10 protein-coding genes are annotated in these 13314 nt (G+C 61.9%); 3 read left to right on the forward strand and 7 right to left on the reverse strand.

The window, feature by feature from the left end; translation table 11 throughout:
* Positions 1–115 precede the first annotated feature (115 nt).
* The 6 genes from lysS to AC13EY_RS12720 form a co-directional block, all read right to left on the reverse strand.
* Entirely contained in the window at positions 116–1621 is a 1506-nt protein-coding gene (lysS, locus tag AC13EY_RS12695) for a lysine--tRNA ligase (RefSeq protein ID WP_228245109.1), read from the reverse strand.
* A 79-nt stretch (positions 1622–1700) separates the two neighbouring features.
* A protein-coding gene (gene prfB / locus AC13EY_RS12700; protein ID WP_228245108.1) for a peptide chain release factor 2 occupies positions 1701–2796 on the reverse strand; the annotation gives its coding sequence in 2 pieces (ribosomal slippage) (positions 1701–2723 and positions 2725–2796; 1095 coding nt in all).
* A 63-nt stretch (positions 2797–2859) separates the two neighbouring features.
* On the reverse strand, positions 2860–3276 hold the full coding sequence (locus AC13EY_RS12705) for a hypothetical protein (protein ID WP_088273324.1): 417 nt from the start codon (positions 3274–3276) through the stop codon (positions 2860–2862).
* 26 nt (positions 3277–3302) lie between these two features.
* Entirely contained in the window at positions 3303–5564 is a 2262-nt protein-coding gene (locus AC13EY_RS12710; RefSeq protein WP_228245106.1) for a putative bifunctional diguanylate cyclase/phosphodiesterase, read from the reverse strand.
* Positions 5565–5688: 124 nt separating this feature from the next.
* The gene (gene recJ / locus AC13EY_RS12715) at positions 5689–7419 is read right to left on the reverse strand and encodes a single-stranded-DNA-specific exonuclease RecJ (protein WP_228245105.1); all 1731 of its coding nucleotides are present in this window, start codon (positions 7417–7419) and stop codon (positions 5689–5691) included.
* A gap of 4 nt (positions 7420–7423) precedes the next feature.
* Positions 7424–7963 (reverse strand): YaeQ family protein, encoded by a 540-nt coding sequence (locus AC13EY_RS12720; RefSeq protein WP_228245350.1) that lies wholly within the window; start codon positions 7961–7963, stop codon positions 7424–7426.
* Between the two features lie 150 nt (positions 7964–8113).
* Between AC13EY_RS12720 and AC13EY_RS12725 the strand changes: the two genes are divergently transcribed.
* A complete protein-coding gene (locus AC13EY_RS12725; protein ID WP_228245104.1) occupies positions 8114–9430 on the forward strand; it encodes a diguanylate cyclase domain-containing protein in 1317 nt (438 codons plus the stop codon).
* A gap of 8 nt (positions 9431–9438) precedes the next feature.
* Here AC13EY_RS12725 and AC13EY_RS12730 read toward each other — a convergent pair whose 3' ends face one another.
* Entirely contained in the window at positions 9439–10341 is a 903-nt protein-coding gene (locus AC13EY_RS12730; RefSeq protein ID WP_335600350.1) for a DUF808 domain-containing protein, read from the reverse strand.
* 162 nt (positions 10342–10503) lie between these two features.
* Between AC13EY_RS12730 and AC13EY_RS12735 the strand changes: the two genes are divergently transcribed.
* Positions 10504–11820 carry a methyl-accepting chemotaxis protein gene (locus AC13EY_RS12735; protein WP_323133548.1) on the forward strand — a complete coding sequence of 439 codons (1317 nt, stop codon included), beginning with the start codon at positions 10504–10506 and terminating at the stop codon, positions 11818–11820.
* A 65-nt stretch (positions 11821–11885) separates the two neighbouring features.
* Positions 11886–13082, forward strand: a complete 1197-nt coding sequence (locus AC13EY_RS12740) for a CaiB/BaiF CoA transferase family protein (protein ID WP_335600351.1) — start codon at positions 11886–11888, stop codon at positions 13080–13082.
* Positions 13083–13314 lie beyond the last annotated feature (232 nt).

Genomic DNA, 13314 nt, shown 5'->3' on the forward strand with positions numbered 1-13314 from the left:
CAATCTCGCGGACTACGCGGACTACGCGGACTACGCGGACAATCTGATGCTCAGCATAGTCCTGGACAACACGAACTACTTACCGCTTGAAGCTTGCAGCTGGCGGCGTAGCCGCCTACGCCGTTTCTGGCCGCATGTGCGGGAACAGGATGACATCGCGGATCGACGGCGAGTTGGTCAGCAGCATCACCAGACGGTCGATGCCGATGCCTTCACCGGCGGTTGGCGGCATGCCATATTCCAGCGCGCGGACGAAGTCGGCGTCGTAGTGCATGGCTTCGTCATCACCGGCGTCCTTCTCGGCCACCTGGGCGAGGAAGCGTTCGGCCTGGTCTTCGGCGTCGTTAAGCTCCGAGTAGGCGTTGGCGATCTCGCGGCCACCGATAAACAGCTCGAAACGATCGGTGACGTTCGGGTTGTCGTCATTGCGGCGCGCCAGCGGCGAGACTTCGAACGGGTATTCGGTGATGAAGTGCGGCTGCTCCAGCTTGTGCTCGACCAGCTCCTCGAAAATCATTACCTGCAGCTTGCCCAGCCCCTCGTGACCAAGCACCTTGGCGCCGGCCTTCTTGGCGATGGCGCGGGCTTTTTCGACGTCATTGAGATCGTCGGCGGTTATCTCCGGGTTGTACTTGAGAATGGAGTCATACACCGACAGACGCACGAAGGGCTCGCCGAAGTGGAAGACCTTGTCTCCGTAGGGCACGTCGGTGGTGCCGAGCACCGCCTGCGCCAGCTCGCGGAACAGCTCTTCGGTCAGGTCCATGTTGTCGCGGTAGTCTGCGTAGGCCTGATAGAACTCGAGCATGGTGAACTCGGGGTTATGACGGGTCGAGACACCTTCATTGCGGAAGTTGCGGTTGATCTCGAACACCTTCTCGAAGCCGCCAACTACCAGACGCTTGAGGTACAGTTCCGGCGCGATGCGCAGGAACATCGGCATGTCCAGGGCGTTGTGATGGGTCTCAAATGGCTTGGCCGCCGCGCCACCCGGAATGGTCTGCAGCATCGGTGTTTCGACTTCCAGGAAGCCGCGGTCGTTGAGGAACCGACGGATATGCGCGATCACCTGTGAACGCACGCGGAAGGTATGACGCGCTTCCTCGTTGACAATCAGGTCAACGTAGCGCTGACGGTAGCGCTGCTCGGTATCGGTCAGACCATGGTGCTTGTCCGGCAGCGGGCGCAGTGACTTGGTCAGCAGACGCACGTCCTTCATATGTACATAGAGATCGCCCTTGCCGGAGCGCGCCAGAGTGCCTTCAGCGGCGATGATGTCACCCAGATCCCAGGTCTTGATCGCTTCCAGGGTCTCGGCCGGCAGCCCCTTGCGGTCAACATAGACCTGCAGACGGCCGGAACTGTCCTGCAGCACCATAAAGGCGCCGCGGTTGAGCATGATGCGTCCGGCGATCTTGACCGGGATTGCCGCTGCTTCCAGCTCTTCCTTGCTCTTGCCCTCGTAGGCCTTCTGCAGGTCGGCGCACAGGCTGTCGCGGCGGAAGTCGTTGGGGAAGGCGATACCCTGTTCGCGAGCAGCGGCCAGTTTGGCCTTGCGCTGGGCGATCAGCTGATTCTCTTCCTCGTGATGGGCTTGCAGGTCTTGCGGCTGGTCGGTCATGTCAGTGAAATCCCGGAAAAATCAATTCGGTTAGCGGCCCGCAGCGCGGGCCTCGGCGGATTGCCGTGCGGCGCTCGGCTTACAGGCCCTGTTTCAGGCTGGCCTCGATAAACTCGTCGAGATCGCCGTCAAGTACCGCGTTGCAGTTGCTGTTCTCGATACCGGTGCGCAAATCCTTGATGCGCGACTGGTCGAGCACATAGGAGCGAATCTGGTGGCCCCAGCCGATGTCGGACTTGGTGTCTTCCAGCGCCTGCGCAGCCTCGGTACGTTTCATCATTTCCAGTTCGTACAACTTGGCCCGCAACATCTTCATTGCGTGGTCCTTGTTGGCGTGCTGCGAACGCTGATTCTGGCAGCTGACCACGGTGTTGGTCGGGATATGGGTAATCCGTACCGCCGAGTCGGTGGTGTTAACGTGCTGACCACCCGCCCCGGACGAGCGATAGGTATCCACCCGCAGATCCGCCGGGTTGATATCGATTTCGATATCGTCGTCGATCTCGGGTGCAGCAAAAACCGCAGAGAACGACGTATGACGACGGTTGCCGGAGTCGAACGGGCTCTTGCGCACCAGTCGATGCACGCCAATCTCGGTACGCAGCCAACCGAAAGCGTATTCACCGCGAACGTGAACGGTCGCACTCTTGATGCCGGCGACTTCGCCCTCGGACAGTTCAACGATTTCGGCATCGAAGCCATGCTGATCGGCCCAGCGCAGGTACATGCGCAGCAGAATATTGGCCCAGTCCTGCGCTTCGGTCCCACCGGAACCGGCCTGAATATCCAGGTAGCAGTTGTTGGCGTCCATCTCACCACTGAACATGCGGCGGAATTCGAGCTTCTCAAGCGACTCTTGCAGACGCTGCAACTCGCTCACCACATCATCCACCGCGCCCTGGTCGCCCTCTTCGGCGGCCATTTCCAGCAATTCGCCGGCATCCGCCAGGCCGCTGCTCATTTCATCCAGGGTTTCAACGATCTGCGCCAGTGCAGCGCGTTCACGCCCCAGGTTCTGGGCGCGCTCAGGGTCGTTCCAGACACCGGGATCTTCCAGCTCACGCTCTACTTCGGTCAGACGATCACGCTTGTGATCGTAGTCAAAGATACCCCCTGATGGTTTCAGAGCGGCTTCTCAGGTCTTTGATGGTGTTCAGAATCGGATTGATTTCCATGGTGACGAATCCCGGCAGGAAAAAGCCGCCATTGTAGCGGAATTCAGTCGCCGCGTGCAGCCGTCATGCCCGCTGAGCAAAGGCCCGCAGATAAACCAGCGTGCCCAGGCCCCAGAGCGCATTGAGGATGAATCCGATGGCGAAGCGCGGCGCAAACAGCTGCCAGTCCAGACCATAGCCCTTGAGTGGAAATACCAGCAACAGGGCAACCAGAGTCAGCACGATCCCGCCAAACAGGGCCGCCTTGAGCCAGACCAGCGGCTTGCCCATGCGCGCCAGCGCCAGCACCAGAACAATCCCCCAGATACCACCCCAGAATGCCGAGGACACCACAGAGGGCACTGCCAGTGGCGCAACCGGCTCGAGGGAAAACGCAGGGAAAGGCACCACCCCGGCGGCATGCAGCAGCGCCAGTGCAGGCTGATGAAAGCTGAATACCGCAAGAAATCCGGCAATGAACGCAAGCACCCCGTGACGCATGAGACCCCCACTCGATACGCTGAACGTTACAGCACTATAGCAGCCTGATGATCAGCCGCGTTGACGGCAGGCGGCTTGAGCGACAGCCGCTCCAGAACCGGATAGATATCCAGCGCCGACTGCGGCCGACTGAACCAGAAGCCCTGCACGAAGTTGCAGCCCTCGTTGTGCAGAAAATCCATCTGCTCCGGGGTCTCGATACCTTCGGCGATGACATCCATATCCAGCCCTCGCCCCAGGCCGATGATGGCGCGGCTGATCGCCTTGAGGCGCTCATCGTCAGGCGCCCGGGTAATAAAGCTCTTGTCGACCTTGATAATGTGCAACGGGTAGCGATGCAGATACCCGAGCGAAGAGAAGCCGGTACCAAAGTCATCCAGCGCAATGCGAATCCCCATGCTCTCCAGCTCCCGCAGTGCTGCCAGGGTATCGGGGACGTCGCGCATCAGCAGGCTCTCGGTGATTTCCAGCACCAGGCTGGACGGCGGCAACCCGGTTTCCCGCAGGATTTGCGCCACCCGATTGGGGAAGCCCTGTTCCTGCAACTGCCGGCTGGACAGGTTGACCGAGCAGCGCAGGGTGCTGAGCCCTTGTTGCTGCCACTGACGCACCTGGGCACAGGCCTGTTGCAGGACCCATTCACCCACCTCGACAATCTCGCCCGACTCTTCCAGAACCGGAATAAATTCGTCCGGAGACACCAGCCGCGCGCCCTGCCGCCAGCGCAGCAATGCTTCAACACCGACAGCATGGGCACGTCCGGCGGAAACCTGCACGATGGGCTGATAGAACAGCTCGAACTGACGCTGCGCCAGTGCCTCGCTGAGTGCGTTTTCAAGATTCAGGCGCTGATTCACCTCTTCCTGCAGCGCCTCGCTGTAGAGCGCCAGCTGCGACTTGCCGAACGCCTTGGCCCGATACAGGGCAAGATCCGCCTCGCGCAGCACATCCTGCTGGCCACCATGGCCCTTGAGAGGAGCCACGCCGATACTGACGCTGACCGACAAGCGCCGAGAGGCCGCGATGATCGGGTACTGCAATGCGTGCATGATGCGCTTCGCCACCACTTCCGCATCGCCGGCCACGGCCATGTCATCCAGCAACACCACAAATTCATCACCACCAAAGCGCGCCAGGTGATCGCCCGGGCGCAGGCAGCGCTCAATCCGCTTGGCGACCTGAATCAGCACCTGATCACCGACCTGGTGTCCAAGGCTGTCATTGATCAGCTTGAAGCGATCCAGGTCGATAAACAGCACCGCCGCATGACGTGCCCCCGGCTTGGCCTGACGCTGCAGCGCCTGGGTCAGCAGCTGGCTGACCTGCTGCCGGTTGGGCAACCCGGTCAACTCGTCATGCAACACCATGTGCGCCAGCTCCTGCTCGGTCTGCTTGCGCTGGCTGATATCGGTCAGCGACCCGGCCAGCAGGTGCTCGCCGTGCAGATCGGTGGCCGCTACGCCACGGATCATTACCCAGAGCAGGCGCCCCCAGCTGTCACGCATTTCGCACTCGACATGCAGATACGGCTGACGACCATCAAGGTGCGACTGTACCGCCGCAAGGAACCCGCCGCGCTGCAGCTCGGGAATCAAGGCCGCCCAGTCAACCAGGGTACGTGGAGCACGCCCCGCGTCGAGCCCGAGCATGGCCAGCCAGCGCTCCGATACATGCAGCCGATCGTCCTCGACATGCCACTCCCAGAGCCCGTCACTGGCGCCCTGAACAGCGCGGGCATAGCGATCCTCACTCGCCTGCAGCGCCATCTTGCCGGCACTGGAGTAGGTATCGACGGTCAGACTGAGATCAAAGAAGGCCACCTTCAGCAGACTGCCATAGAGCTGTTCGGCCAGCTTCGGTTCATCACGCCACTGACGGTTGATGGCCCGATGCATGAAATCAAGATAGAAGTGAAAGGCCGCCAGATACCACTTGAGATCCACGCCCAGGCGCTCATGGGTCAGCCCCACCAGCAGGCGCAGACGCACGTACTGCAGGTCATACGGGCCACGCAGCAGTTGCCGGAAGTAGGTTTGCTGCTGCCCCTTCAGCGCAGTCAGGCGGCCGGGATGGGAAAGCAACCTGGCCGGCTCGTCAAACTGTTCCAGATGCTGGAGCAGCGCCTCGATGCATTCCGCATGCAAATGATCGAGCGTCGGCAGGTGGGCGCCCAGGCAGTCGAACCCGGTGTCATTAATCAGCAGCAGGCGCAGCCGTTGCCTCACCTCATTGGGGTTCAGCCCAAGGTGACGCTGCATATTCAGCAATTGCTGCTTCAGGTCCGGCACGTCCTTGCCCCCAAGCGCGCCCGACTTATCCTCGGGCAAAAAGAATGGTGATGCATTTGTGATCTCTGTATCACTGCATGAAAACCAAAAGCGCCCGGCAGGTCAATCCCCTGAATACGTCAATCTAGACGTCGCTGACCGGTTCGAGATGACGAACCATCAGCTGCAGGCTCTGACGCCCGCGAAATTCGTTGATATCCAGCGTGTAGGCCAGCAGCACCCGACTGACGGATGCATTGGGCCAGCACTGCGGGTCAATGTTGAAGGCAATCGCATCAAGAGGCTGCGCAGTGCCCGGCACACGCAATACCAGCTTGAGGTGCCGTTCGCCGACCAGCCGTTGCTGCAGCACCTGAAACTCGCCATGAAACAGCGGCTCGGGGAAATGCTGCCCCCAGGGCCCGGCTTCGCGCAGGGAGGCGGCGATATCCATCGACAGATCACTGGCCTGCAGCTCGCCATCGGAGAGCAGCCGCCCGGTCAGATCCTCAGCCTGCAGCTGACGTCGCACTTCAGCATCAAAGGCCGCGGCAAAGGCCGGAAAATCCGCCTCACGCAGTGACAATCCGGCCGCCATGGCGTGACCACCAAACTTGCTGATCAGCTCGGGGTGACGCGCCGCGACCGCGTCCAGTGCATCACGGATATGCAGCCCGTTAACCGAACGCGCCGAGCCCTTGACCATGCCATCTCCTGCATCGGCAAAGGCGATTACCGGGCGATGAAAGCGGTCTTTCAGGCGCGAGGCCAGAATGCCGATCACCCCCTGATGCCATTCCGGGTCGTACAGACACAGCCCGAACGGCAGCGCAGTTTCGTCCAGCTGCATGCTTTCCAGGGTCTTCAGCGCCTGCTGCTGCATGTCGCGCTCGATTGCCTTGCGGTCACGGTTGAGTGCGTCCAGTTCACGAGCCATATCCAGCGCCAGCGACTCGCTGTCAGTCAGCAGGCATTCGATACCCAGACTCATGTCGTCCAGCCGACCGGCCGCGTTCAGACGCGGGCCAACAATAAAGCCGAGATCGGTCGATACCAGCCGCTCGCGCGGGCGCCCGGCCACCTCCAGCAGCGCGCGAATCCCCGGGCGGCAGCGCCCGGCACGAATGCGCGCCAGCCCCTGATGCACCAGAATGCGGTTATTGGCATCCAGCGGCACCACATCCGCCACCGTACCAAGCGCCACCAGATCCAGCAGTTCGGCCAGGTTCGGCTCCGCTCGCCCGGTTTCGGCAAACCAGCCACTGTCACGCAGCGCCGCCCGCAGCGCCAGCATGACGTAAAAAATCACCCCGACGCCGGCCATCGCCTTACTGACAAAGCCACAACCGGGCTGGCTCGGATTGACGATGGCATCGGCTGCCGGCAGCTGTTCGCCGGGCAAGTGATGATCCGTCACCACGACCTGCAACCCGGCCGCCTTGGCGGCAGCAACGCCGTCGATGCTGGAGATGCCGTTGTCGACTGTAACCAGAACCTGCGGCGAGCGGGTCAGCGCTACTTCAACAATTTCCGGCGTCAGACCATAGCCGTACTCGAAGCGGTTGGGCACCAGATAGTCGACCTGCGCCGCACCCAGCATGCGCAACGCCAGCACGGCAACGCTGCTGGCCGTGGCGCCGTCGGCGTCGAAGTCACCCACAATCAGGATCGACTGGCGCGAACGCAGCGCCTGCTCCAGCACCGCGACCGCCCGATCAATACCGAGCAGGCCGTTAAACGGCAACAGAGCCTGCAACCTCCGGTCCAGCTCTGCCTCGTTCAGCACGCCGCGGGCGGCATACAGGCGTGTAAGCAGCGGCGGCAGACTGCCCAGAGCGGGCAGCGCAGGCGGCAAGGGGCGAGTTTCTATCTGCATCGGCTCAACGCTCGCCCTGCAACCATTCGATCGGCAGCTCGTGCTGCAGATCGCCATCGCTGACGTACAGTACGCCATCGCTGATCATCACACCCCAGTCGATGCTGCGCGGCAAATCGGTAGACAGCGCCTGCAGAGGCTCCTCGGGCAGGGCCGCCACATTCAGGTTGGCCAGCGACGCGACAGCAGACAGCTGCTTGCTGATCCATACCCGAGTATTGCCATACACCAGCACCGATACCTTCTCGGCACGGCGCGAACACCAAGTCATGCGATCGGCATCGGGTTGACCAACCTCAATCCAGTGTTCGACCCGGTCATCCAGGGTTTTCAGCCACAGTGCCGGTTCATCAACATCCGACAGCCCGCGACCGAACGTCAGACGCTCGTGGTACCAGAGGGCGTAGGCCAACAGGCGAACCGCCAGCCGCTCTTCGGTCTCCGACGGGTGACGGGCAACGGTCATGCGCACGTTCTCGTACACACCCAGGTCGGTGTCGGTGATATTCAGCTGAACCTTGTAAGGGGTTGCCTGCAGGGCCATCGCAAATGTGTCCATCAGAAAAACGGGCACGCAGTGTAGCGTATTCACCCCGCCAATGCCGTGTGCAGCACAATATGGCAAAACGCCATAAAAACTGGCCAGCGATGCTGCCGAGGGTATACTTGATGCACCCCTAAGCCACGACAGCCGATGATGCTCCTACTCCTTGTCACGCTTGCGATCATTGTCCTGCTGACCGGTGCGGCGCTCTGGCGCGAGCACCGGCGCGCAAGGACCTTTCGCCGGTTGCTGGACCTGTCCCCCAACGGTCTGCTGATCCTGGACCGCCGCCAGCGGGTACGCTGGCACAATCCTGCCGCCGCACGCCTGCTCGACCCCGCTGAGAAAACCGACCCGACCGGCCAACCGATAACCCGCTGGCTACCGATGCTGGATACGCTGCCGGCGCCGATGCAGCGCATGGAGACACTGCTGCGCAGAGGCGACCAGCAAACTCAGCAGGACTTGACCCGGCTGCCCGATATCGGTCGCCAGCGGATACTGCTGCTGCACCCGACGGCAGAGCAGCAAGCCGGCAGCGAGGCCATGGAGCGCTTCAAGCGCAGCCAGTACTTCGCCCGCATCGGCACCTGGGATTGGGATATCGGTACCGATCGACTGTACTGGTCGGAAGCCATCTACGGCATGTTTGGCTATCAACCGGGCGAAGTGACGCCTTCCTACAGCCTGTTCTGCGACAGCGTGCACCCGGAGGACCGCGAGCGGGTCAAGGCCGGCGAACAGCGCTGTATCGACACCGGCGAAAACCACGACGAGGAGTACCGGGTCATCTGGCCGGATGGCAGCGTGCACTGGGTTCGGGAAACCGGCAACGTGGTCAAGAACGAACACGGGCAGCCGGTCAAGATGATGGGTGTCGTACGCGATATCACCGAAGAAAAGCGCTCGGTTCGGGAACTGGAACAGCGCGCCCACCAGGACCCGCTGACCGGCCTGCCCAACCGGCTGATGCTGGAGCAGCGACTGTTTGAAGCCCTGACCAGGGCCAGAGCCCGGCAAACGCGTCTGGCTCTGGTGTTTATCGACCTGAACCAGTTCAAGGCAATCAACGACCAGCTCGGCCACGCCAGTGGCGACGAGGTGTTACTGGCGGTTGCCCAGCGTCTGCGCAGCGCAGTGCGCAGCTCTGACATGGTCGCCAGACTGGGCGGGGACGAGTTTGTCGTCCTGCTCGAGGGGCTATCGCGCAGCAGCCGGGTAACTGACGAGGCCCACCAGATCAGCGAGAAACTGTTTGCCAGTCTCGCGCCGGTGATCACCCTGCAGGGCCGCGACTACCGTATTGGTGCCAGTCTGGGCGTTGCCCTGTTCCCCGATCATGCCGCCACCCTGGACAAGCTGATCCATGCCGCCGACCTGGCCATGTACAGCGCCAAGCGCAGCGGCAACAACCAGTACCGGCTGGGCGAGGATCTCAATACCCACGCCCACACCCTGACGCCCTGATACCAGATTCAGCACCGAAGACGGCCAGCCAGCGTAATCACTCCCACCAGCAGGGCACCGGCGGCCACCCCGAAACCGGCATTGAGCAGGGTTGGCAGCAGACCATCCAGCACGGTGCCGATATAGGGCAGGTCCGCCGCCCGCTCGGCGCTGTCCTCGATCCAGTGATGCACTACCGACAGGCCGTGCGTCAGGATACCCCCGCCGACCATAAACATCGCAGCCGTCCCCACGACCGATAACGTTTTCATCAGCCAGGGTGCCATATCGAGGACGCCCTGCCCGAGTCGCTGCAGCAACGGACTGTCCTTGCGGGTCAGCGCCAGCCCGCCGTCATCCAGTTTGACAATACCGGCAACCAGCCCGTAGACGCCGATGGTCATCACCACGGCAATTCCCGCCAGCACAACCAACTGTTTGACGAAATCGGCGTCGGCTACCGTACCCAACGTGATGGCGATAATCTCGGCGGAGAGGATAAAGTCGGTGCGCACCGCGCCAGCAATCTTGGCTTTTTCCCGTTCAACCAGATCCACCTGCTCGTCCTGCAGCGTCTGCCGGTGCTCGGCCTCGGTGTCATGCAGAAACCGGTGTGCCAGCTTTTCTGCGCCCTCGTAACAGAGAAATGCCCCGCCCAGCATCAACAGCGGCGTGATAGCCCAGGGGGCAATGGCGCTGATCAGCAGCGCCGCCGGCACCAGAATCAGCTTATTGCGAAACGAGCCCCTGGCTACGGCCCACACCACCGGCAACTCCCGTTCGGCCCGCACACCGGCAACCTGCTGAGCGTTAAGCGCCAGATCGTCACCCAGCACGCCCGCCGTCTTCTTGGCGGCAACCTTGGTCATGACCGAGACGTCGTCCAGTACTGTTGCAATATCATCCAGTAACACAAGCAGACTGCTAGCCAATTCATCCTCCTGATCAATTTGATGCACAGCCCCGAGCACAGGCCTGAGGCGCGTAAAAAAAACGGCCTGACGCCGGAGTATTGGTTCAAGTCCGACGCATGTCGGCCGATTCAGTTATACCCTGCAAGCACGCTCATCTATCCGCGCCACCAAGAGGTTGTCATGTTCGGAGCACGTCTCAAAGCAGAGCTTCAACGAAGTCAGCAACTGCTCGCAACCCAGTCGCACATCCTCAATGCAATCCGCAAGAACATCGCCTGGATCGAATTCACCCCAGAGGGCGAGATTCTCGATGCCAACACTGCGTTCCTGAACGTTGTCGGCTATCAGCTTGAGGAAGTGCGTGGCCGCAGGCACAGCCTGTTCTGCGCACCGGAACTGGTCAACAGTAACGAATACCGCCGCTTCTGGCAGCGTCTGGCCAGCGGCGAGAGTTTCAGTGACCGTTTTGATCGCATAGCCAAAGACGGCAAACAGGTTTGGCTGGAGGCGAGCTACATCCCGGTCATTGGCGCTAACGGGCGGGTATCGAAGGTAGTGAAACTGGCCTTTGATATCACCCGGGAAGTACAGGCCGAACAGCAACACCAGAGTCTGCTGAATGCCATCAATCGGTCAATGGCGGTGATTGAATTCACCCGGGACGGCGAGATCGTCACCGCCAATGACAACTTCCTGCGCACCATGGGGTACCGCCTGGACGAGATCAAGGGCAAGCACCACCGGATGTTCTGCAGCCCCGAAGTCGCCAGCAGCAGACAGTACGAGCAGGCCTGGCAGCGCCTGAACCGGGGTGAGTTTCTCTCGGACATCTTCCAGCGCATAACCCGCAGCGGCCAGATCATCTGGTTGCGCGCCACCTACAACCCGCTCTACGACGCCAGCGGCAGGCTCTATGGCTTCGTCAAGTTCGCCAGTGACATCACCGCCCAGATCGAACGCCGCGATGCCGAATCCGCCGCGGCCAAACTCGCCTTCGAGATCGCCGCTGAAACCGATGGCAGTGCGCGCGACGGCGCGGCAACCGTGCAGGAAGCGATCGATGTAGTGCGCTCTATCGCTGGCGATCTGGACAATGTGTCCGAACAAATCAATGCGCTGAACAGTCAGTCCGAGCGCATCAACAGCATCGTTCAGGTCATTCGCGGCATCGCTGACCAGACCAACCTGCTGGCCCTCAACGCCGCCATCGAGGCCGCCCGCGCCGGCGAGCAGGGGCGCGGTTTCGCCGTGGTCGCCGACGAAGTGCGCAACCTCGCCGCGCGCACCGCCCAGGCCACCCTGGAGATCAACGAGGTGGTGCAGCAGAACATGGAGCTGGCCCATCGCGCGGTCGACGGCATGGCCGGCAGCCGCAGCAAGTCGGAACAGGGCGTGGTGCTGGCCAACCGGGCCGGCGAGGTGATGCTGGAGATCCGCGACGAGGCGCAGCGGGTGGTCGATGCCATCGGCCAGTTTGCAGAGGCGATCAAGCACTGAGCAGCGTTCCGCGGCCGCCGCCTTTGCCCTACACTGGCGGCCCAGCCACCGCATCCGGAGCCCGTATGAACGCCGCCAAACCCCTCGCCGGCCTCAAGGTCATCGAACTCGGCACCCTGATCGCCGGCCCTTTCGCCGCTCGCATCTGCGCCGAGTTCGGCGCCGAGGTCATCAAGGTCGAGTCACCCAATGGCGGCGATCCATTGCGCAAGTGGCGCAAGCTCTACGAGGGCACCTCACTGTGGTGGTTTGTGCAGGCCCGCAACAAGCAATCGCTGACCCTCAACCTGAAAGATCCCGACGCCATCGATGTGCTCAAACAGCTGCTCGGCGATGCCGACATCCTGATCGAGAACTTTCGCCCAGGCACGCTGGAAAAGCTCGGGCTGGGCTGGGATACCCTGCATGCACTCAACCCGGGGCTGGTGATGGTGCGGCTGTCCGGCTTTGGTCAGACCGGCCCGCAAAAGGACCAGCCCGGATTTGGCGCCGTTGGCGAATCCATGGGCGGGCTGCGCTATATCACCGGTTTCGAGGACCGTCCGCCGGTGCGTACCGGCATTTCCATCGGTGACTCCATCGCCGCGCTCTGGGGCGTGATTGGCGCGCTGATGGCGTTGCGGCACCGGGAGGTCAATCAAGGCAAGGGCCAGATTGTCGACGTCGCGCTCTACGAAGCCGTCTTCGCGATGATGGAAAGCATGGTGCCCGAATTCGATGTAATGGGCTTCGTGCGCGAGCGCACCGGCAACATCATGCCCGGCATCACCCCCTCCTCCATCCACACCTGCAGCGACGGCAAGGCAGTACAGATCGGCGCCAACGGCGATGCCATCTTCCAGCGTTTCATGCGCGCCATTGGCCGTGATGATCTGGCCGCCGACCCGACCCTGGCCGACAATGCCGGCCGTGACGCCAGACGCGACGAGCTGTACACGCTGATTGACCGCTGGGCCGCCAGCCTGCCACAGGAGCAGGTATTGCAGGTGCTGGAACAGGCCGAAGTCCCCGCCAGCAAGATCTATTCAGCCGCCGACATGTTCACCGACCCGCAGTACCTGGCCCGCGAAATGTTCCTCAACGCCACCCTGCCCGACGGCAAACCGTTCAAGATGCCTGGCATCGTGCCCAAACTGTCCGAAACACCCGGCAGCGCCGAATGGACCGGGCCAGCACTGGGCGAACATACCGACAGCATTCTGCAACGGCTCGGCTACGACGCGACACAGATTGCCGAGCTGCGTGGGCGCGGGGCGATCTAGCGTTACATAAGCAGAGACCCACAAAGCACTGGTCTTGCCTCCTGAGTGATCGGACGCAGAGCGTCCGGACAGGCGCTCCCACGCAGAGCGTCACTAGTGTCCGGGGAAAGTTGCTCATAGCTGAAGGCTCCCCATAGCAACCCTCAATTGCGCGTGGTCCCGCCTTCGCTCGTCAGCCTTCAGCAGCGCTGCCGGCCGCTCGAATAGGCTATATGCAAGGTGAGTGGCAAAC

The sequence above is a fragment of the Halopseudomonas sp. L-58 genome (assembly GCF_056859475.1).

Excerpts from the sequence above, each read along its gene's own strand:
- AC13EY_RS12705 (WP_088273324.1), bottom strand. The coding sequence starts at position 3,276 with ATGCGTCACGGGGTGCTTGCGTTCATTGCCGGATTTCTTGCGGTATTC.
- AC13EY_RS12735 (WP_323133548.1), top strand. The coding sequence starts at position 10,504 with ATGTTCGGAGCACGTCTCAAAGCAGAGCTTCAACGAAGTCAGCAACTG.
- lysS (WP_228245109.1), bottom strand. The coding sequence starts at position 1,621 with ATGACCGACCAGCCGCAAGACCTGCAAGCCCATCACGAGGAAGAGAAT.
- AC13EY_RS12725 (WP_228245104.1), top strand. The coding sequence starts at position 8,114 with ATGATGCTCCTACTCCTTGTCACGCTTGCGATCATTGTCCTGCTGACC.
- AC13EY_RS12720 (WP_228245350.1), bottom strand. The coding sequence starts at position 7,963 with ATGGCCCTGCAGGCAACCCCTTACAAGGTTCAGCTGAATATCACCGAC.
- AC13EY_RS12740 (WP_335600351.1), top strand. The coding sequence starts at position 11,886 with ATGAACGCCGCCAAACCCCTCGCCGGCCTCAAGGTCATCGAACTCGGC.
- recJ (WP_228245105.1), bottom strand. The coding sequence starts at position 7,419 with ATGCAGATAGAAACTCGCCCCTTGCCGCCTGCGCTGCCCGCTCTGGGC.